21 protein-coding genes and 1 pseudogene are annotated in these 17,885 nt (G+C 71.4%); 5 read left to right on the forward strand and 17 right to left on the reverse strand.

The window, feature by feature from the left end; all coding sequences use genetic code 11:
* Window positions 1-852: a serine/threonine-protein kinase gene (locus ACIBJF_RS40985; RefSeq protein ID WP_399181823.1), complete on the reverse strand. Its 852-nt coding sequence runs from the start codon at window positions 850-852 to the stop codon at window positions 1-3.
* A gap of 79 nt (window positions 853-931) precedes the next feature.
* The gene (locus ACIBJF_RS40990; RefSeq protein WP_399181825.1) at window positions 932-1,189 is read right to left on the reverse strand and encodes a hypothetical protein; all 258 of its coding nucleotides are present in this window, start codon (window positions 1,187-1,189) and stop codon (window positions 932-934) included.
* Between the two features lie 135 nt (window positions 1,190-1,324).
* Here ACIBJF_RS40990 and ACIBJF_RS40995 point away from each other — a divergent pair, with 135 nt between their 5' ends.
* Window positions 1,325-1,519 (forward strand): hypothetical protein, encoded by a 195-nt coding sequence (locus ACIBJF_RS40995; RefSeq protein WP_399181827.1) that lies wholly within the window; start codon window positions 1,325-1,327, stop codon window positions 1,517-1,519.
* Between the two features lie 39 nt (window positions 1,520-1,558).
* Here ACIBJF_RS40995 and ACIBJF_RS41000 read toward each other — a convergent pair whose 3' ends face one another.
* Together ACIBJF_RS41000 and ACIBJF_RS41005 are read right to left on the reverse strand one after the other, a co-directional pair.
* Window positions 1,559-2,296, reverse strand: a complete 738-nt coding sequence (locus tag ACIBJF_RS41000; protein WP_399181829.1) for a hypothetical protein — start codon at window positions 2,294-2,296, stop codon at window positions 1,559-1,561.
* A 119-nt stretch (window positions 2,297-2,415) separates the two neighbouring features.
* Window positions 2,416-2,943 (reverse strand): LysE family translocator, encoded by a 528-nt coding sequence (locus tag ACIBJF_RS41005; RefSeq protein WP_399181830.1) that lies wholly within the window; start codon window positions 2,941-2,943, stop codon window positions 2,416-2,418.
* A gap of 4 nt (window positions 2,944-2,947) precedes the next feature.
* On the opposite strand from ACIBJF_RS41005, the gene ACIBJF_RS41010 reads away from it, so the two are divergent.
* Window positions 2,948-3,301 (forward strand): LysR substrate-binding domain-containing protein, encoded by a 354-nt coding sequence (locus ACIBJF_RS41010; protein WP_399181832.1) that lies wholly within the window; start codon window positions 2,948-2,950, stop codon window positions 3,299-3,301.
* A gap of 14 nt (window positions 3,302-3,315) precedes the next feature.
* Here the strand turns inward: ACIBJF_RS41010 and ACIBJF_RS41015 are convergent, their stop codons facing one another.
* From ACIBJF_RS41015 to ACIBJF_RS41045, 7 genes are all read right to left on the reverse strand, one after another.
* Window positions 3,316-4,767, reverse strand: a complete 1,452-nt coding sequence (locus tag ACIBJF_RS41015; RefSeq protein ID WP_399181834.1) for a purine-cytosine permease family protein — start codon at window positions 4,765-4,767, stop codon at window positions 3,316-3,318.
* A gap of 218 nt (window positions 4,768-4,985) precedes the next feature.
* Window positions 4,986-5,888: a polysaccharide deacetylase family protein gene (locus tag ACIBJF_RS41020; RefSeq protein ID WP_399181835.1), complete on the reverse strand. Its 903-nt coding sequence runs from the start codon at window positions 5,886-5,888 to the stop codon at window positions 4,986-4,988.
* A 308-nt stretch (window positions 5,889-6,196) separates the two neighbouring features.
* Window positions 6,197-6,319, reverse strand: a complete 123-nt coding sequence (gene ykgO, locus ACIBJF_RS41025) for a type B 50S ribosomal protein L36 (protein ID WP_153537567.1) — start codon at window positions 6,317-6,319, stop codon at window positions 6,197-6,199.
* Between the two features lie 31 nt (window positions 6,320-6,350).
* Window positions 6,351-6,611: a type B 50S ribosomal protein L31 gene (locus ACIBJF_RS41030; protein ID WP_399181836.1), complete on the reverse strand. Its 261-nt coding sequence runs from the start codon at window positions 6,609-6,611 to the stop codon at window positions 6,351-6,353.
* A gap of 47 nt (window positions 6,612-6,658) precedes the next feature.
* The gene (gene rpmG / locus ACIBJF_RS41035) at window positions 6,659-6,823 is read right to left on the reverse strand and encodes a 50S ribosomal protein L33 (protein WP_153537563.1); all 165 of its coding nucleotides are present in this window, start codon (window positions 6,821-6,823) and stop codon (window positions 6,659-6,661) included.
* A 228-nt stretch (window positions 6,824-7,051) separates the two neighbouring features.
* Window positions 7,052-7,873: an ABC transporter permease gene (locus ACIBJF_RS41040; RefSeq protein ID WP_399181838.1), complete on the reverse strand. Its 822-nt coding sequence runs from the start codon at window positions 7,871-7,873 to the stop codon at window positions 7,052-7,054.
* Window positions 7,870-8,790 (reverse strand): ABC transporter ATP-binding protein, encoded by a 921-nt coding sequence (locus tag ACIBJF_RS41045; RefSeq protein ID WP_399181840.1) that lies wholly within the window; start codon window positions 8,788-8,790, stop codon window positions 7,870-7,872. The genes ACIBJF_RS41040 and ACIBJF_RS41045 overlap by 4 nt, the downstream gene beginning before the upstream one ends.
* A 132-nt stretch (window positions 8,791-8,922) precedes the next feature.
* Between ACIBJF_RS41045 and ACIBJF_RS41050 the strand changes: the two genes are divergently transcribed.
* Both ACIBJF_RS41050 and ACIBJF_RS41055 read left to right on the forward strand, forming a co-directional pair.
* On the forward strand, window positions 8,923-10,176 hold the full coding sequence (locus ACIBJF_RS41050; protein WP_399181842.1) for a sensor histidine kinase: 1,254 nt from the start codon (window positions 8,923-8,925) through the stop codon (window positions 10,174-10,176).
* The gene (locus ACIBJF_RS41055; RefSeq protein WP_399181844.1) at window positions 10,173-10,829 is read left to right on the forward strand and encodes a response regulator; all 657 of its coding nucleotides are present in this window, start codon (window positions 10,173-10,175) and stop codon (window positions 10,827-10,829) included. Before ACIBJF_RS41050 ends, ACIBJF_RS41055 begins: the two co-directional genes overlap by 4 nt.
* A gap of 21 nt (window positions 10,830-10,850) precedes the next feature.
* On the opposite strand, the gene ACIBJF_RS41060 is transcribed toward ACIBJF_RS41055, so the two are convergent.
* Window positions 10,851-11,645 carry an AraC family transcriptional regulator gene (locus tag ACIBJF_RS41060; RefSeq protein WP_399181846.1) on the reverse strand — a complete coding sequence of 265 codons (795 nt, stop codon included), beginning with the start codon at window positions 11,643-11,645 and terminating at the stop codon, window positions 10,851-10,853.
* A gap of 84 nt (window positions 11,646-11,729) precedes the next feature.
* On the opposite strand from ACIBJF_RS41060, the gene ACIBJF_RS41065 reads away from it, so the two are divergent.
* Window positions 11,730-12,557: a sulfite exporter TauE/SafE family protein gene (locus tag ACIBJF_RS41065; RefSeq protein WP_399181848.1), complete on the forward strand. Its 828-nt coding sequence runs from the start codon at window positions 11,730-11,732 to the stop codon at window positions 12,555-12,557.
* A 30-nt stretch (window positions 12,558-12,587) separates the two neighbouring features.
* On the opposite strand, the gene ACIBJF_RS41070 is transcribed toward ACIBJF_RS41065, so the two are convergent.
* From ACIBJF_RS41070 to ACIBJF_RS41090, 5 genes and pseudogenes are all read right to left on the reverse strand, one after another.
* Window positions 12,588-13,664 (reverse strand): fatty acid desaturase family protein, encoded by a 1,077-nt coding sequence (locus ACIBJF_RS41070; protein ID WP_399181850.1) that lies wholly within the window; start codon window positions 13,662-13,664, stop codon window positions 12,588-12,590.
* A 175-nt stretch (window positions 13,665-13,839) separates the two neighbouring features.
* Entirely contained in the window at window positions 13,840-14,838 is a 999-nt protein-coding gene (gene gap, locus ACIBJF_RS41075; RefSeq protein ID WP_399181852.1) for a type I glyceraldehyde-3-phosphate dehydrogenase, read from the reverse strand.
* Between the two features lie 115 nt (window positions 14,839-14,953).
* Window positions 14,954-15,916, reverse strand: a complete 963-nt coding sequence (locus ACIBJF_RS41080) for a GlxA family transcriptional regulator (RefSeq protein ID WP_399181855.1) — start codon at window positions 15,914-15,916, stop codon at window positions 14,954-14,956.
* A gap of 129 nt (window positions 15,917-16,045) precedes the next feature.
* Complete coding sequence (gene argG / locus ACIBJF_RS41085) at window positions 16,046-17,494, reverse strand: argininosuccinate synthase (protein WP_399181857.1); 1,449 nt, start codon at window positions 17,492-17,494, stop codon at window positions 16,046-16,048.
* Between the two features lie 67 nt (window positions 17,495-17,561).
* Window positions 17,562-17,777 (reverse strand): annotated as a pseudogene (locus tag ACIBJF_RS41090) (LLM class F420-dependent oxidoreductase); the annotation flags it as partial.
* Window positions 17,778-17,885 lie beyond the last annotated feature (108 nt).

Below are 17,885 nucleotides of genomic sequence, written 5' to 3' on the forward strand. Positions count from 1 at the left end.
TCAGCTCCCGTCGAGCGCGGCGCGCAGTGCCCCGGCGGTCCGGAAGCCGCCGTCGGGTTCGTCGCTGAGCGCGTGGTCGAGGACTTCGCGCAGGCCCGGCGGCAGACCGGCACGCCGCTTGCCGACCGGCACGACGGGACTGCCGGCGACGGCCAGCCAGGGATCCCAGCCCGGCGGGAGATCTCGCGGCGTCGTGCCGGTGAGGACGTAGTAGAGGGAGGCCGCGGTGGACCATACGTCGACCTCGGGGGTCGCGTACTTGTAGTTGATCAGCTGGGCTCTCGGCATGAAGGCGGGCGTGCCCATGACCACGCCGGTGCGGGTCAGCCCGCTGAGTCCGGCGCTGTCGTAGGCCTTGGCCAGGCCGAAGTCGGCGAGCCTGGCCGTGAGTCCGCCGTCGGAGCCATGGCTGAGGAGGATGTTGTGGGGCTTGATGTCGCGATGGACGACGCCGTGCTCCTGGTGGACATGGCCGAGCCCGGCCAGGACACCGTCGAAGAGCTCCAGGGCCTGGTGCACCGGAAGCGGGCCGTCACGGCCCACCCGGTCGGCGAGACTGCCGCCGTCGCACAACTCCAGCACCAGACAGCACGGCTCCGTCCCCGCCGGCGGGGCGCCGTCCTCGGGGCCGACGCGCTCCACGCCCACCACGCGCACCACGTGCGGGTGGCTCAGTGCCATGCAGACCCGCACCTCGCGGGAGAAGCGGGCCACCTCCTCCTCGGCGCCGGCGGGTGCGTGGACGACCTTGAGGGCCCGGCGCTCTCCGCTCTCCCGGTGAACGGCCGCGTACACCACGCCCATCCCGCCACGCCCCAGCTCCCCCTCCACGACCCACGCCCCGAACCGCACCCGCATCACTCCCCCGCCCGCTGTGGCCTCAATTCAGGCTACCCGGCAGGGAGTTCGTGTGCGGCGGAGCGACCTGCTGTCACCGGAACCCGCGGCGCAGTGCGGCGCCCATTTCGACGACCCGCCGCTGGGACACGCCCGCGGAGAGCAGCGCCTGCGAACCGTGCAAGGTGCCGGGCCACTGGTGCAGTTCGGCCGACGCTTCCGCCTGCAGCAGCCGGAGCGTGTAGGCGAGGTCCTCGTCGCGGTTCGGGGCGAACTCCGCGGTGCCGATGCCACCGAGAACCGGTCGTGCACCACGGCGACTTGGGCGCCGTGGCACCCCTCGCCGAGGCATCGCCGGAAGCTGTGCGCGAGCGCCGACGTGGCTCGGGCGCGTCGCCGCCCATCCGGACGACCTGGAGGCCGAAGGCGCCGGGTTGGCTGCGATGATCAAGGTGACCATAGGTAGGAAGGAACACAAGGGGGAAACATGATCATTGTCTTGCTCGTCGGTGTCCTGACACTGGTGATGGGCGGTTGCGCCTGTGTGGTGTGGGCCGAGCTCGGCGGACCCCGCTGGGCTCGTGGAGTCGCGAAGGCGACGCTCCTCGCGGGCGAACTGGTGCGCAGCGCGAGCCGGAAGCAGCGCAGGGGCCTGAACAGCGGGGGTGACGACGGAGACTGAGCAGGACAGCACCAGGGACAGTCGACGGCTGTGCTCGGACTATTTCAGGATGTTGACCGCCCGGGCGACCACGAGGACCACCGTCACCAGGGACACCGAGGACTGCAGCATCATCAGCGTCTTCGACCAGCGGGAGAGCGGCATGACGTCGGTCGGGCTGAAGGCGGTGGCGTTGGTGAAGGACAGGTACAGGTAGTCCAGGAACGCCGGTTCCCAGTCCGGCGGGGCCAGCTCAGGGCTCTGCATCTGTACGAAGAGGAAGTCGGGGAACTGGTGCTGTCCCCGGACCCGGGCCATGGGGCCGCCCCGGTCCCACTCCCAGTACCACAGGCCGAACACGATGACGTTCGTCACCCAGATGACGCCACCGGTCAGCAGGAGCGGGGCCGCGCTGTCTCCGCCCTTGCCGCTCACCAGGTCCCTCACGAGCCGGACCGCCGACCAGCCGTTGGCCAGGCTGATGACGCCGGTCAGGGTCAGGCCCAGGTACCGCAGCAGACGGGTACGGGGCTCCACGCGCCGGGGATTGCCCGCGATCAGTCCGGCCAGCAGCACCAACTCCAGCGCGGGCAGAGCCCAGACCGTGCGCAGGAGGATGAGCCGGTGCGGCAGGATCACCTGCAGGGCGACGGCGGCCAGGATCACGGCCGTCACCGTCCAGCGCGGCTCACCACGGGTCGCCCGGCGCCAGGCGGGGACCAGTTCGCGTTCGCCGCTCTCCAGCAGCCGCTCGATCCTGGCCAGTCGGCTCCGGGCGTCAGCCATGTCGTCGTTCATGACGAGGATTGTCCCGCCGGGTGTGCGGCGGCCGGAGCCGGGACTCCGGTGAGACGCTCCGGCCTCAGGCGAGCGGCTCGTCCCGTGCGGGTCGCCTGCCTCTCCCCATGCCGAAGAAGTCACCCGGCCGTGGTCGCGACGACCAGGCCGAAGCCGATGAGTACGACGCCAGTCGTGCGGCCGAGCGCGCCTCGGACCCGTGGCTTTTGCAGGAGCGGCCCGGCCTTGGCCAGCAGCGGCGTGTAGCCGCCCAGCCAGGCGGCGGTGAGCATGACGTGCAGCAGGACGAGGAGGGTCATGGCCCAGGCGGCGGGCAGGTGCGGCGGGGCCAGGGTCGGGAGCAGCCCGGTGTAGCACACGGCGATCTTCGGGTTGAGGACGTTGCTGATCAGTCCCGTCCGCCACGGGCTCCCGGCTCCGTGCGGGGCGCCGGTGCCGGGCACCGCCGAGGGGGCGTCGTGGCTGCGCCGGAGGGCCTGTACGCCGAGCAGCACCAGGTAGCCGGCGCCCAGGAGCCTGACGACCAGGTAGGCCACCGGTGCCGCGGCGAAGGCGGCCGCGAGTCCGGCCACGGTCAGCGCGCCCCAGACCAGCAGCCCCGTCGCGATCCCGGCGACGGTCCGCAGCGCGTCCGCTGCACCGGCCACCGCGGTGCTGCGCTCCCTCGAGAGCCACCCCTGGGTGATGGAGCCCGAGGGCACGACCGCCCGGCACTGGGCCATGACCCTGTGCCGCAACGCCGGCTTCGAACCCGATGTACGGTTCGAGACCACCGACCTCCTGCTCCATCTCCGTCTCGTCGAGCAGGGACACGCCGCCGCTTTCCTGCCGGCCCCCGTCTGGGACGGACGGCCGCCGACCGTGCCCCTGCGGCAACTCCCCCGTGGCCGGCGCAGCCGCCGCATCTCCACCGTCGTGCGGCGCGGCAGCAGTCGGCACCCCGCGATCCTCGCCTGCCGGGACGCCCTCGGGCGCGCGGTCGCCCAGCGCACCCCGGGGTCGTAGAGCCCCGGCGCGGTTCAGGGCTCGCGGTGCTCGTGGGCCGCCTGCTCCAACGCCTCCACCTCGGCCAGGGCGATGCGGGTCTCGGCGGCCACGTCGATCGAGCGGGTCAGCCACCAGTACAGCAGCGCGGCGACCGGAAGCCCGATGAACAGGGAGATGTCGGCTCCGCCGAGCGCCTTGGCGGCGGGCCCCACGTACAGGGTGCCGACGGAGAAGAACGGGATCATGGCGGCGAAGCCGACCAGGTAGGAGATGATGCCGTGCCAGCCCCACCGGCCGTAGATGCCGTGCGGGTTGAAGATCTCCGCGATGGCGTAGTGGCCGCGGCGCACGACGTAGTAGTCCATGAGGTTCACCGCGGTCCACGGGATGAACAGGTAGAGCACCAGCAGCAGGAAGTTGTTGAAGTTCTCAAGGAAGTTGGAGGTGGCGGCCAGTGCGCCGACCAGGGAGAGCGCTGCGGTCAGCCCGATGGTCAGCAGCCGTACACCCAGGGTCGGCCGTACCCGCTTGAACGAGTCGATGCCGCTGATGAGGGTCAGCGAACCGCCGTACATGTTCAGCGCGGTGACGGACACCAGGCCCAGGGCGGCGAAGAGCAGCACGATTGCGCCGAAGCCGTCGAACACCTTGTCTCCGGCCGCGTTGATCGACTTGATCGTCTCGAAGTCCTTGCCGGCCCAGGCGGCGAGCAGCGTGCCGAGCACCATCAGCCAGATGCCGCCGAGCGCGGAGCCGAAGTACGTCCAGTAGAAGGTCTTGCGGACCGTCACGTCCGGCGGGAGGTAGCGCGAGTAGTCGGAGACGTAGATGGCCCAGCTGATCTGGTAGCCGGCGACCACGCCGAACTGCGCGAGGAACGGCGTCCACTTGAAGGCTCCGAGGTCGAAGGAGCCGGCCGGATAGTGCAGGGTGACGAGGACGCCGACGGTGAAGATCCCGAAGACGACCAGGAAGGTGTACGTCAGGAGCCGCTCGGCCTTGTGGATGATGTCGTAGCCCACCAGCGCGATGACGAGGGCGACCACGGTGACCACGACCACCCACAGTTTGACGCTCCCGTGCAGGGTGGTGTGCAGGGAGTCGGCGGCGAGGATGCTGTTGAAGACGTTGAAGCCCGCGTACTGCACATACGCGAAGAGCCACACCAGGAGGGCGCCGACGTAACCGAACTGGGGGCGCGACTGGATCATCTGCGGCAGGCCCAGCTGGGGTCCCTGTGCCGAGTGGAAGGCCATGAAGAAGGTGCCGATGACGGTGCCGGCGACGATGGCCAGCAGGGACCATATCAGGTTGCCGCCCTCGGTGATGCTGATGAGGCCCACGGCCAGGGTCGCGATCTGGGCGTTGGACATGAACCACAGCGGGCCCAGATGCCAGAGCTTGCCGTGCCGCTCGTCCAGCGGGACGTAGTCGATGGACCTGACCTCCAGGCCGGACACCCTCGGCTCGGCTGATGTGCTCATGACGCCTCCTGGTGGCCGGTCCGTCTGTGGGACACATTGTGATCCGACGTGGCCGCCGTGACGAGTGGTGGGACACGGGCGGCGAAGGCCGTGAGCGGCAGCGGGGTGCGCGTGGCCGCCGTGGGGTGCGGTGTCACGCGTGCGGTCACCGCGTGCGGTCACCGTGCGCGATGGCCGGTGACGTCCGGTACGCCCACACCGGCCCGCTCCGTGGCGCATCAAGTCCTGTGGAGGGCGTCCGAGAGGCGGACGAAGCGGTGGCCGGTGGCCAGCAGGTGCGGGACGGCGCTTGCGATGCCGCGCGCGGTGCCACCCTCGGGATGGTTCATGTGGCACAGGACGATGGAACCGGCCCGAGCCGAGGCGACGGTGGCGTGCACCTGCTCGGCGGTGAAGGTGGCGCCGCCGTCACCGTTGACGGAGAAGCTGACGAAGCGCTCCCCGAGATCGGTGACGATGCGGGCCGCGACATCGTCGCAGTACGCGGTGCCGGACCGGAAGAAGCGCGGCGGAGCGCCCAGCAGGCGGGTCAGCTTGGCCCGGTTGCCGGCGATCTCGTCGTACACCTCGCCGGCGCCACGGGTACCGGGAATGCCGTACGCGGAGCGGCCGGTGACGGACAGCGGGCGGTGCCGGGTGCCGTGGTTGGCGATCTCGAACAGCGGGTCGCCGGCCAGGCGGTGGAACTCGGCCGGGTTGGCGTCGATCCAGCGGGAATTGACGAACAGCGTCGCCGGGATGTGCCGTGCGCGCAGAAAGCCGATGAGCGCCCGGTCGTAGCCGCTGCCTCCGGGGCCGCCGCATGCGTCGAAGGTCAGCGCGATGTCGTGCGCCGTGTGCGGCAGGGAGTGCATGACCCCCGAGGCGTCGAAGCCCCAGGTGCGCGGCATGGTGCGCCCGTAGCGGGCCACGATCTCCGCGCGGGTGACGGGAGGCCGCGGGGTGGATGCCGTGGCCGAGGGGCCGGCACCGGGGGTGGGAGGTGTGGCCGCGCCCGCACCTGTGGCCGGCGTACCCGAGGCGACGGCCGCGGAGGCGCCGCCGCCGTTCTTCGGGCCCGCGCAACCGGCGAGCAGTCCACCCGCCATGGCGGCCAGCACCACACGGCGACCAGCCGTCATCCGCTCCCCCAGGGACCTGATCGAAGGCCGTCACCCCCGACAGCCGCCCATGACGGCAACCGTATGCAGCGGACCGTCCGCGGCCGTGAAGACGGGGGTAAGAGATCATCGAGAATCGGGCGCGGTCACGGCCGAGGCCGCCCGGGCGAGGCCGGCCGGTGCGCGGGGGTGTCACGGTGGCCGGTCGCGGACGAGAGGCAAGGGGAACAGAGCGGCCGTCGGAGACATGGCGAGCCGGACCGGCCGGGCCCGGCCCTGCGCGGGGCAGGACCGGGCCGTGTCTCGCCCGCTCTTCTCCGCGCGGCCGGTCAGCCCTGGCGCGCCTTGAAGCGCGGGTTCTTCTTGTTCACCACGAAGACCACCCCGCGGCGGCGCACCAGCTGGGCGCCGGGCTTGGACTTCAGTGAGCGCAGGGACTTGCGTACCTTCATGACTGGGTTCTCCTCGTGCAGCACACGGCGGTCAGCCGCGGGTCGAGGCAGGACGGCCGTAGCGGCGCTGGAAGCGTTCGATGCGGCCGGCGGTGTCGACGACGCGCGCGGTGCCGGTGTAGAAGGGGTGGCTGGCCGACGAGGTCTCCACGTCGATCAGCGGGTAGGTGGTGCCGTCTTCCCAGACGACGGTCTTCGACGCGGTGGCGGTCGAGCGGGTCAGGAAGAGGGTGTCGGCGGCCCGGTCGCGGAAGACGACGAGCCGGGATTGGGGGTGGATGCCTGGCCTCATGGGTGTGCCTCCTTGTGGCCGTCGGTCCGGGCGGGCGGCGGTGTGCGTCAGCGTTCCTCGCGGAAGGTGACGTGCCGGCCGGCGACGGGGTCGTACTTGCGCAGAACGAGCCGGTCGGGGTCGCTCAGACGGTTCTTGCGCGTCACATAGGTGACGCCGGTGCCCGCGGTCGACTTCAGCCTGACGACGGGACGCACGGTGCTGCGTGCCATGGAATCTCCCTTCACCCACACCTCGGGATTGACCCGAGCATGCCAGTAATGGCTTGAACAGTGCGGGACGCTCCGGCATTCCCGATGCTGTCGTGCCGCCGCCCGCCGGCCGGGCGAGCAGGTTCTGACACGCTGGTGGAAACCACGCAGGGGTCGCGGGCATTCCCGGGCGTCGTCTGCCGCGCACCGCCTGTCGGGCCCGGGGGCAGATGGCCCCGCGGGGACAGGTCAGACGTCCCGTTTCCTGACGACGAGCACGGCGACGACGACCGCGATCAGGGGCCACAGCGCGTACACCGTCCAGGAACCGGGGACCGTGGCGGTGAACATGCGGGAGTGGGGCTGTGGTCCCCAGTTCTGGACCAGGCGCTGCCAGGCGGCGACGACCATGGTGTGGTTGGCGTCGGCGGACCACCGCCTGCTCTGTGAGAAGACGGTGGGCAGCATCAGCAGCGTGAAGGCGCAGGTGGCCATGGTCGCCGCGCTGTGCCGGATGAGTACGCCGAGGCCGAGCCCGGCCAGTGCGCAGACGGGGGCCAGCAGCGCGGAGGCCACGAGCGCCCGCGGCACTCCTGGGTGTGTGATCGAGACCCCCGCGTGCCGTTCGTTCAGGACGGCCTGGGAGACGAGGAAGGAACCGGTGGAGACGACCGTACCGACGGCGGTCCACAGTGCGGCGGTGACGGCCGCCTTGGCCAGTACCACCGAGCCGCGGGCGGGGACGGCCACGGTGGTGGCGCGGATCAGGCCGCTGCTGTACTCGCTCACGACCGTGATGGCGCCGACGCACCCGGCGACGAGCATCAGCGTCATGTAGCCGGGCTGCGGATAGGCGTCGAAGGGCAGGAAGCCTGCGGGGCGGCGCACGGTCGTGCCGGCCGCCGCCAGATTGCGGTAGTCCGCGAGTGCCGCCACGGCGGCGGAACCCATCACGAACAGGCCGGCGAGTGCGATCGTCCACCAAGTGGAGCGCAGGGAGCGCGTTTTGATCCACTCGGCGGCGACCAGGTCACCGAAGCGGACGCGCGAGGGGCTGGTGAGTGTGGTCATCGGGTGTGTCCTGCCAGGTATTCGACGCTGTCGGCGGTGAGTTCCATGAACGCCTCCTCCAGTGAGGCGGTGCGCGTGGTCAGCTCGCACAGCGGGATCCGGTGCTCCAGGGCGAGCGCTCCGATCCGGTCCGCCGGCAACCCGGTCACGGCGAGTCTCCCGGCGCCGCGCGGACCCTGCGGCTCGACCGACGCGCCGGCGGCGGACAGTACCGCCGCCAACTCCGCGGCCTCCGCGCTCGCCACCACCACGCTGCGGCGCGTGCCGCGGGCCGCGAAGTCCGCCACCGACTCGGCGGCGATGAGCCGGCCCCGGCCGATGACGACGAGGTGGTCGGCGGTGTTCTCCATCTCCGACATCAGATGACTGGACAGGAAGACCGTGCGCCCCTCGGCGGCCAGCCGGCGGAACAGGCGCCGTACCCAGAGAACGCCTTCCGGGTCCATGCCGTTGATCGGCTCGTCGAACATCAGCACCGGCGGGTCGCCGAGCAAGGCGGCGGCGATACCGAGCCGTTGCTTCATGCCGAGCGAGAAACCGCCGATGCGCCGCCTGGCGACCTCGGCCAGACCGACCTCCTGCAGCACCTCATCGACACGACGCCGCGGGATGCCGTTGCTGCGGGCCAGTGCGGACAGGTGGGCCGCCGCGCTGCGTCCGCCGTGCACCTGGCCGGCGTCCAGGAGTGCGCCGACGTGCCGCAGGCCACGCGGATGGCTGCGGAAGTCGACCGTGCCGACCGTGGCGGAGCCGCCGGTGGGCCTGTCGAGGCCGAGGATCATCCTCAGCGTGGTGGTCTTGCCGGCTCCGTTGGGGCCGAGGAAACCGGTGACCTGTCCCGGCCGCACGGTGAAGGTGAGGCGCTCGACGGCCGTCTTCTCGCCGTAGCGCTTGGTGAGTTCGTCGACTTCGATCACGAAGACAACGGTGCCGGGCGGCGCCCGTGCGGGCATGAGGCCGTGGGCGGCAAACGCGCGCGGCGGACTGGCCCACGGGTGTACGTCCCCGGGCCGATGCCGCGGCCGGGGTCGGCTGGTTAGTCTCGCGTCATGACCACCACCGACCACCCGGCCGCCCTCGCGTCCTTCGCGGCGCGACGCAATCGCCGCAACGGCCGAACGGCTGCGCCGAGAGCGACGCTCGCGGCCTGGGCGGGGGGCTTTGTGTACGTCCTCCTGCTGCTGGTCCTGGTGTCGGGCGCACCGCTGGACTCGGGCCCCCTCATCGCCGTCGGGTCGCTGCCGGCGGTCACGCTGCTCGTCGGGGTGATGCGTCGCAGGCCGCTGACGGCCCTGGTGCTGGCGCTTTTCGCCGCCACCGCCGTGGTGGTCGTCCCTCCTCGCACCACCCGGGCGAGCCTGACCCTGTTCTACCAGGGCCAGTTCCTGTCGTACCTGGCGGCGGACCTCGTCCTGGGGTACATCGTCGCCACCTGCAGGCGCCGGGTCTCCGTCTTCGCCGTATCTCTGGTCTTCGGCGTGCAGTCGATGACCATCGGCCTCTTCGCGCACGGCCCGGACTTCCTGACCGTCGACGGTGTGATCGGCCTTCTGGCGATGGCCGCGGCATGCATGCTCGGGCTGCTGAGCCGCGAGCGCCGCGAGCACGCGGTGACGTTGCGCACGCAGGCGGTGGCCGAGGCGGTCACCGCCGAACGGCTGCGCATCGCACGGGAGTTGCACGATGTGATCGCCCACTCCGTCGGCATCATCGCAATCCAGGCGGGGGTGGGCAGCCGGGTCATCCACACACAACCCGATGCGGCCCGCGACGCCCTGCAGGCCATCGAGAACACCAGCAGACAGACCCTGTCCGGCCTACGCCGCACCCTGGTGGCCCTGCGTCAGGCCGAGCCGGACGCAACCACGGCAGGACGAGCGCGACTTGCTCCCTCGCCGGGTCTGGCGGACGTCGAGGGACTCGCGGCGGCGACGGCCGAGGCCGGGGTGCGGGTCGAGGTGCGCGTCAGCGGGGAGCGGCGGCCGCTGCCGGCCGACGTCGATCTGTCGGCCTACCGTATCGTGCAGGAGGCGCTGACCAACGTGGTCCGTCACGCGGGCACCGGGCGCTGCATGGTCGCCCTCGACTACGGGGACGAGGAGCTGTCCGTGGAGGTCACCGACGACGGGCGAGGTGTCCCCGGGGACGGCACGGGCCACGGCTTCGGCATCGTCGGCATGCGGGAGCGGGTCGCCCTGCTGCACGGCCGGTTCAGCGCCGGCCCGCGTCCTGGGGGTGGCTTCCGGGTGGTGGCCCGGCTGCCGCTGCCCGAGCCCGCCGGAGTCGCGGTGGAGACCCGATGAGCGTCCGGATCGTCCTCGCCGACGACCAGCAACTGGTGCGGTCCGGCCTGCGGGTCCTCATGGCCGACCATCCCGATCTGGACGTCGTCGGCGAGGCCGCCACCGGTGAGGAGGCCGTCCAGCGCGTCCAGGAGACCGGCCCCGACGTGGTGGTCATGGACATCCGGATGCCCGGCATGGACGGCATCGAGGCCACACGCCGGATCACGGCCGGCGGCGCGTCGACCCGCGTGCTGATCCTCACCACGTTCGACGAGGACGACCATGTCTACGGTGCGCTCCGGGCCGGGGCCAGTGGCTTTGCCGTCAAGGACATGGCCCTGGACGACATCCTCGGCGCGATCCGCGTGGTCGCCGCCGGCGACGCACTGATCGCGCCGAGTGTGACACGCCGTCTGATCGCGGACTTCGTCGAACGCAGGCCGGCCGCTCCGCGTCACCCCGCCCGACCGCTCGACGGCATCACCGAGCGGGAACGGGAAGTGCTGACCCTGGTCGGACGCGGGCGGTCCAACACCGAGATCGCGGAAGACCTCTTCATCTCGGTGGCCACCGCCAAGTCACATGTCTCCCGGCTGCTCACCAAACTCGATGCCAGGGACCGGGTGCAGCTCGTGATCACCGCGTACGAGGCGGGACTGGTCACGCCGTGAAGCTGAGCACGGCCGCTGGAGTCAGGGCTGACGGCCCGTGTCGGCGCGGGCGTTGCCGTGGGTCGTGAAGCGGGACGGGGGCATGCCGAACCCGCGGGTGAAGGCGGCGGTCAGTGCGGCGGGTGAGGCATAGCCGAGGCGGCCGGAGACCTCGGTGACCGATGCCGTGCGCAGCAGTGGCACCGCGGCGAGCAGGCGCGCGCGGGTGCGCCAGACCGCCGGGCTCTCACCGGTCTCGGCGCGGAACCGCCGGGTGAAGGCCCGTTCGCTCATGGCCGTCCGTGCGGCCCATTCGGCGTTGGTGACTTCGGCGTCCGGGGCGGTCAGGTACGCGCGGCAGATGGCAGCGAGGTCGGGAGCGGCCGGGATCGCGACGTGGAACGGCAGCGGGGTGAGCGCGGCGATCTCGTGCAGGAGGAGCGCCGCGACGCAGCCGTCGCGGCCCGAGAGGCCGTAGTCGGCCTCGAACTCGACGGCGGCCAGGAGCAGTTCGCGCAGCAGGGGCGGAACGTCCACGACCGTGCAGGTCCCGGGCCACCAGGGCACGGCATCCGGCTCGATGTACAGGCTGCGGGTGCTCACCTCCAGCATGCCGACCCGGTGCCGGGTGGTGGGCGGGATCAGCACGGCTCGCTCCGGCGGAACGGTCCAGGTGCCCTCGGGGGTGTCGACGACCATGACGCCGGTTGCGCCGTAGAGGAACTGGGCGCGCCGGTGCTCGTGCCAGTCGAGGATCCGGCCGGGCGGGTAGTCGGTGCCGATGGGCAGGACGGCGCGGTCCACATGGTCCAGTTCGTCCAGGGAGACGTTCTTCACGCGGCCACTGTAGGTGGCCGAGTCTCGAAGGAATGGTGCCGGACATCGCATGCGAGAAGATCGTCGTGGCTGGTGAGGTGGCCCGTGGACTTCTTGGCACTTTTCGGAATCGGACTCCTCACCGGGGTGACCACCGTCTTGTTCGGGTTCGGCGGCGGGTTCGTCGCGGTCCCGGTGGTGGTGTGGGCGAACGCGGCCCTCGGCGTGGACGCCATGCGGGTGGCGACGGCCACCTCGGCCCTGGTCATGCTGGTGAACGCGGCCTTCGCCACGGCCGTCACGCCCGGGCGTGTCCTGGCCGCCCTGCGCGGCAGCGGCACGCTGCTGCTCCTGCTGGCGGCCGGCGCGGCGGCCGGCGCGCTCGCCGCCCGCCACGCCCCGCCCGGTCAGGCCCACTGGGGCTTCGTCGGGTACGTCGCTCTCACCGTCGTCGATCTGCTCCTGCGCCCCGGCTTCCTGCGCCCGCCCGGACGGGGCGCAGAGAGCCGTGCGGGAGCGGTCGAGGAGACCCGCGAGGTGGCCCGTGCGCTGCCGACGGTACTCGGCGCGCCGATCGGAGCGGTGGCGGCCTTCCTCGGCGTGGGCGGCAGCGTGATGACCGTCCCGGCGCTGCGCCATGCCGGACATCCGGTGCGGGTGGCGACCGCACTGGCCAATCCCCTGACCCTCGCCATCGCCCTTCCCGCCACCGCCCTCTCCCTGGACGGCGACACGGGCGCCCACGCCACGGATACACACCTGCGCCTGGTCGGCCTCGTCGACCTGCGCGCCGCCGGGGCGCTGCTCGTCGGCGCCCTGCCCGTCATCGCGGTGCTGCGGCGACACCCGCCCCGGATCCCGGACCGCGCCTACGCCTGGACCTACCTCGTGCTGCTCGGCGCGGTGGAGGTCGCGATGCTGCTCGCGGGCTGAGGCGGGCGAAGAACCGTCGGAGCGCCGTCGTCAATTTGCCCTGCGCTGTCGCCTGATCGGCTCCCCCACCCGGTGCATGTGGGTGAGGGCCTCGCGGTAGGACTGGATCAGGCCGGTCTCGTGGTACGGCACGCCGATCTGCGCGCAGTACTCGCGCACGATGACCTGGGCCCGACGCAGATGGGGTGTGGGCATGCTCGGGAACAGGTGGTGCTCGATCTGGTAGTTGAGCCCGCCGAGCATCACATCGGTGAGCCGGCCGCCGCGCACGTTGCGGGAGGTCAGGACCTGGCGGCGCAGGAAGTCGGGCCGTTCGTCGCCGCTGAGGGTGGGCATGCCCTTGTGGTTCGGTGCGAAGGTGCAGCCCAGGTAGACACCGAAGAGGCACTGGTGCACGAAGAGGAACGCGACCGCCTTGCCGGGCGAGAGCACCAGGAACAGCGCGGACACATAGGCCGCGAGGTGAAGCAGGAGCAGGCCGCCTTCCAGGACCCGGTGCTTCATGGCGGGCGAGCGCAGCGCCCGCACGCCCGCGACGTGCAGGTTGAAGCCCTCCAGCGTCAGCAGGGGGAAGAACAGCCACGCCTGGTGTCCCCCGATGAGACGGGCGAGGCCACGGCTGTCGCGGGCCTGGGCGGTGGACCACACCAGGATGTCCGGGGCGACATCCGGGTCGAGTTCCTCGTGGTTGGGGTTGGCGTGGTGGCGGGTGTGCTTGTTCATCCACCAGCCGTAGCTCATGCCGATGCCGAGATTGCCGAAGAGCCGGCCCCACGTCTCGCTGGGCCGGCCGCGCCGGAAGACCTGGCGGTGTGCCAGGTCATGGGCGACCAGGGCGACTTGACCGAACACGAAGGCCAAGAAGGCGGCCACCGCGAGCTGCCACCAGGTGTCGCCGAGCACGAGGAAGGCGCCCCAGCCCGCCGCCAGCAGCGCGGTCACCAGAGTGAGCCGTGCCGTGTAGTAACCGGGGCGCCGCTTCATCAGGCCCGCGTCGGCGATACGCCGGGACAGCCGGGCGAAGTCGCTGCCGGCGCCCGAGTCGGACGTACGGGCACGCGCGGAGGACGCCTCGGCGGGGGCCACGGCTTGAGTGGAGATCGTCATGCCGTCGAGTCTGGGCGCGCCCGTGCGGCCGGAACAGCCGGTCAGTCACCGGACACGATGGGGGGCTTTCCCTACGACGCTCCAGGGTGCTGCCACCACTCCAAGCAGCTGACCTGCCCTTTCTCGCGAGCGGAAGGCACCGGGAGCGGACGGCGGGTCCGCTCCCGGTCCTCGGTCAGCGCCCGGCGAGGAGTTCGAGCGTGTCGATCACTCGGTTGGAGAAGCCCCACTCGTTGTCGTACCAGGCGACCACCTTGATGTGCCGGCCGTCGACGCGGGTCAGCGCCGAGTCGAAGATCGACGAGGCCGGATTGCCGGTGATGTCGGAGGACACGAGCGGGTCGTCCGAGTACTCCAGGATGCCGGCGAGCGGGCCCTGTGCCGCGGCGCGGTACGCGGCCAGGACGTCGTCGCGGGTCACGTCACGGGCGACGGTCGTGTTGAGTTCGACGATCGAGCCCACCGGAACGGGCACGCGGATCGAGTCGCCCGACAGCTTGCCGTCGAGGTTCGGCAGGACCAGGCCGATCGCCTTGGCCGCGCCCGTCGTGGTCGGCACGATGTTGACGGCGGCGGCACGGGCACGGCGGGCGTCGCGGTGCGGGCCGTCCTGCAGGTTCTGCTCCTGCGTGTAGGCGTGCACGGTCGTCATGAAGCCGTGCTCGATGCCGGCGAGTTCGTCCAGCACGGCGGCCAGCGGTGCGAGCGCGTTGGTGGTGCAGGAGGCGTTGGAGACGATCGTGTGCACCTCCGGGTCGTACGCGTCGGTGTTGACCCCGTAGGCGAGCGTGACGTCGGCTCCGTCGGACGGCGCGCTCACGAGCACCTTCCTCGCGCCGGCGTCGAGGTGTGCCCGGGCGGCCTTGGCCGAGGTGAAGCGGCCGGTCGCCTCCAGGACGATGTCCACCCCGAGGTCGGCCCACGGCAACTGGGACGGCTCGCGCTCTGCGAGGACGGTGATGCGGCGGCCGTCGACGACGAGGGCGTCCCCGTCGACGGTCACGGGGCGGCCGAGCCGGCCGGCCGTGGTGTCGTAGGCGAGCAGCCGTGCGAGGGTCGCGGGCTCGGTGAGGTCGTTCACGGCGACGACTTCGAGGGCGCTGTCGCGTTCCAGCAGAGCGCGCAGCACGTTCCGTCCGATACGGCCAAATCCGTTGATGGCGATACGAGTCACGAGTGGTGTCCCTTCAGTTCCCCTCGGTTCCCCACCAGCGTCGCGTGCCGCGGCCGGGCATGGCCATGTCTTGAGCGCCATGGTTCGCAAGAATCGCGCCAGGGTCGCCCAGGGGCTACTCGCCTTGGGTGAAGGTGCGCCGGTATTCGCTCGGGGTGGTGCCGAGGATCTGCTGGAAGTGGGTGCGCAGATTCGTGCCGGTGCCGAGGCCGACGTCGGCGGCGATCTGCTCGATGCTGCGCTCGGAGCGTTCGAGCAGTTCCCGGGCCAGGTCGATGCGGGCGCGCATCACCCACTGCATGGGCGTGTAGCCGGTGTCCTCGACGAAGCGCCGGGAGAACGTGCGGGGCGAGACCGCGGCGTGCCGGGCGAGCACCGTGAGGGTGAGGGGCTCGCCGAGGCGGTGCAGCGCCCACTCGCGGGTCGCGGCGAACCGTTCGCCGAGCGGCTCGGGCACGCTGCGCGGCACGTACTGGGCCTGGCCTCCGCTGCGGTAGGGGGCGGCGACCAGGCGCCGCGCCGCGTGGTTGGACACGGCGACCCCGAGGTCCTTGCGCAGGATGTGCAGGCACAGATCGATTCCGGAGGCGGCGCCGGCCGACGTGAGCACGCTGCCCTCGTCGACGAAGAGAACGTTCTCGTCGACCCGGACCAGCGGATGCTTCGCGGCGAGGGCCCGCGAGTAGTGCCAGTGCGTCGTCGCCCGTTTGCCGTCGAGCAGTCCCGTGGCCGCGAGCGCGAAGGCCCCCGTCGAGATGGCGGCGAGCCGGGTGCCCCGGGCGTGGGCGGCGAGCAGCGCGTCGACGACGGGCCGCGGCGGATCCTCGCGGTCCGGAAACCGGTATCCGGGGATGAAGACGATGTCCGCCCACGCGAGCGCGTCGAGCCCGTGGGCGACGTGATACGACAGCCCGTCACCGCCCGCGACGAGCCCGGGCTCCGCCCCGCACACCCGTACCTCGTACGGCATGCTCGCCCGCGTCGTGAACACCTGCGCGGGGATCCCGACATCGAGCGGTTTGGCGCCTTCGAGAACCAGGACGGCGACGCGTTGCGGACGGGGGGACGCGGACGGCACGGACACAGGGTACGAGAGGCTCGAGAGGCTCGGGAGACGCTGCCGGGACCGACGGCATACGACGGCGGGCCCCGCCGGAGGTGAAGCGACGGGGCCCGCTGTCCAAGGGTGTGCGGCCGGTGAGGGGGGTCAGTCCGTGCCGGACTCCATCGCTGCGCGGTCCAGGGCCTCGTCCTCCTCCGAGACCTCGCCGCGGGATGCGATCGCCTCGGCGCCGCCCTGCGGCATGGCGCCGATCAGACCGGTGGAGGCGGCCTGGGCCGCGCCGATCAGGGCCGGGTGCTCGGTGCCGACCATACCGAGGTCCGCGTACTGCTCCAGGCGGGCACGGGAGTCGGCGATGTCGAGGTTGCGCATGGTGAGCTGGCCGATCCGGTCCGACGGACCGAACGCGGAGTCGTCGGTGCGCTCCATGGACAGCTTGTCCGGGTGGTAGCTGAACGCCGGACCCGTGGTGTCGAGGATCGAGTAGTCCTCACCGCGCCGCAGCCGCAGGGTCACCTCGCCGGTGACCGCGGCGCCGACCCAGCGCTGCAGCGACTCGCGGATCATCAGCGCCTGCGGGTCCAGCCAGCGGCCCTCGTACATGAGGCGGCCGAGCTTGCGGCCCTCGGTGTGGTACTGGGCGAGCGTGTCCTCGTTGTGGATCGCGTTGACCAGGCGCTCGTACGCAGCGTGCAGCAGGGCCATGCCGGGGGCCTCGTAGATGCCGCGGCTCTTGGCCTCGATGATCCGGTTCTCGATCTGGTCCGACATGCCGAGGCCGTGCCGGCCGCCGATGGCGTTCGCCTCCATGACCAGTTCGACCGGCGAGGCGAACTCCTTGCCGTTGATCGTCACCGGGCGGCCCTGGTCGAAGCCGATCGTCACGTCCTCGGGGGCGATCTCGACCGTGGGGTCCCAGAACCGGACGCCCATGATCGGCTCGACGGTCTCGATGCCGGTGTCCAGGTGCTCCAGGGTCTTGGCCTCGTGTGTGGCGCCCCAGATGTTGGCGTCGGTCGAGTACGCCTTCTCCGTGCTGTCGCGGTACGGCAGCCCGTGTGCGAGCAGCCACTCCGACATCTCCTTGCGGCCGCCCAGCTCCGTCACGAAGTCGGAGTCCAGCCAGGGCTTGTAGATCCGCAGGTGCGGGTTGGCGAGCAGGCCGTAGCGGTAGAACCGCTCGATGTCGTTGCCCTTGAAGGTGGAGCCGTCGCCCCAGATCTGCACGTCGTCCTCGAGCATCGCCCGGACCAGCAGGGTGCCGGTGACCGCGCGGCCGAGGGGCGTGGTGTTGAAGTAGGCACGGCCGCCCGAGCGGATGTGGAACGCGCCGCAGGCGAGCGCGGCCAGCCCCTCCTCGACCAGGGCCGCACGGCAGTCGACCAGGCGCGCGATCTCGGCACCGTAGGTCGTCGCACGGCCGGGTACCGAGGCGATGTCGGGCTCGTCGTACTGGCCGATGTCGGCGGTGTAGGTGCACGGGACGGCGCCCTTGTCGCGCATCCACGCGACGGCGACCGAGGTGTCGAGGCCGCCGGAGAAGGCGATACCGACGCGCTCGCCGACCGGAAGGGAAGTGAGGACCTTGGACATAGGAAGAGTATGCATCATTCCGCATGCCCATGCATAGCCCGACCCCGCAATCGGCATGTGGGGCGGCTCAGCCGTCCGCCAGTCGGCCGAGCAGTTTCCAGGTACGGCGCTGGTCGGCCTCGCCGCCCAGGTCGGTCGCGGTGAACACCACCTCGGTCGCTCCGGCCTCGCGGTAGCGCCGCACCTCGGCGGCGACGGTCTCCTCGTCACCGATGACCGCGAGGTCGGCGGCCCGGGTGCCGCCGGACAGCTCGATCACGCGCCGGTAGGACGGGAACCGCTCTTGAAGCTCTCCTCTCCCCTCGGCAAGCCTCGGGAAGGAGATTCCTGCCTACATCGCTGCGGCAGGCTTGACGGTTTTACCCGCCCTGCGACCGCGCCTTCCGGCGGC

The sequence above is a fragment of the Streptomyces sp. NPDC050743 genome (genome assembly GCF_044456925.1).
Classification (GTDB): domain Bacteria; phylum Actinomycetota; class Actinomycetes; order Streptomycetales; family Streptomycetaceae; genus Streptomyces.

Excerpts from the sequence above, each read along its gene's own strand:
- ACIBJF_RS41055 (WP_399181844.1), top strand. The coding sequence starts at position 10,173 with ATGAGCGTCCGGATCGTCCTCGCCGACGACCAGCAACTGGTGCGGTCC.
- ACIBJF_RS41050 (WP_399181842.1), top strand. The coding sequence starts at position 8,923 with ATGACCACCACCGACCACCCGGCCGCCCTCGCGTCCTTCGCGGCGCGA.
- ACIBJF_RS41015 (WP_399181834.1), bottom strand. The coding sequence starts at position 4,767 with ATGAGCACATCAGCCGAGCCGAGGGTGTCCGGCCTGGAGGTCAGGTCC.
- ACIBJF_RS40990 (WP_399181825.1), bottom strand. The coding sequence starts at position 1,189 with ATGCCTCGGCGAGGGGTGCCACGGCGCCCAAGTCGCCGTGGTGCACGA.
- rpmG (WP_153537563.1), bottom strand. The coding sequence starts at position 6,823 with ATGGCACGCAGCACCGTGCGTCCCGTCGTCAGGCTGAAGTCGACCGCG.
- ACIBJF_RS41070 (WP_399181850.1), bottom strand. The coding sequence starts at position 13,664 with ATGACGATCTCCACTCAAGCCGTGGCCCCCGCCGAGGCGTCCTCCGCG.
- ACIBJF_RS41040 (WP_399181838.1), bottom strand. The coding sequence starts at position 7,873 with ATGACCACACTCACCAGCCCCTCGCGCGTCCGCTTCGGTGACCTGGTC.
- ykgO (WP_153537567.1), bottom strand. The coding sequence starts at position 6,319 with ATGAAGGTACGCAAGTCCCTGCGCTCACTGAAGTCCAAGCCCGGCGCC.
- ACIBJF_RS40995 (WP_399181827.1), top strand. The coding sequence starts at position 1,325 with ATGATCATTGTCTTGCTCGTCGGTGTCCTGACACTGGTGATGGGCGGT.
- ACIBJF_RS41030 (WP_399181836.1), bottom strand. The coding sequence starts at position 6,611 with ATGAGGCCAGGCATCCACCCCCAATCCCGGCTCGTCGTCTTCCGCGAC.
- argG (WP_399181857.1), bottom strand. The coding sequence starts at position 17,494 with ATGTCCAAGGTCCTCACTTCCCTTCCGGTCGGCGAGCGCGTCGGTATC.
- ACIBJF_RS41020 (WP_399181835.1), bottom strand. The coding sequence starts at position 5,888 with ATGACGGCTGGTCGCCGTGTGGTGCTGGCCGCCATGGCGGGTGGACTG.
- ACIBJF_RS41000 (WP_399181829.1), bottom strand. The coding sequence starts at position 2,296 with ATGAACGACGACATGGCTGACGCCCGGAGCCGACTGGCCAGGATCGAG.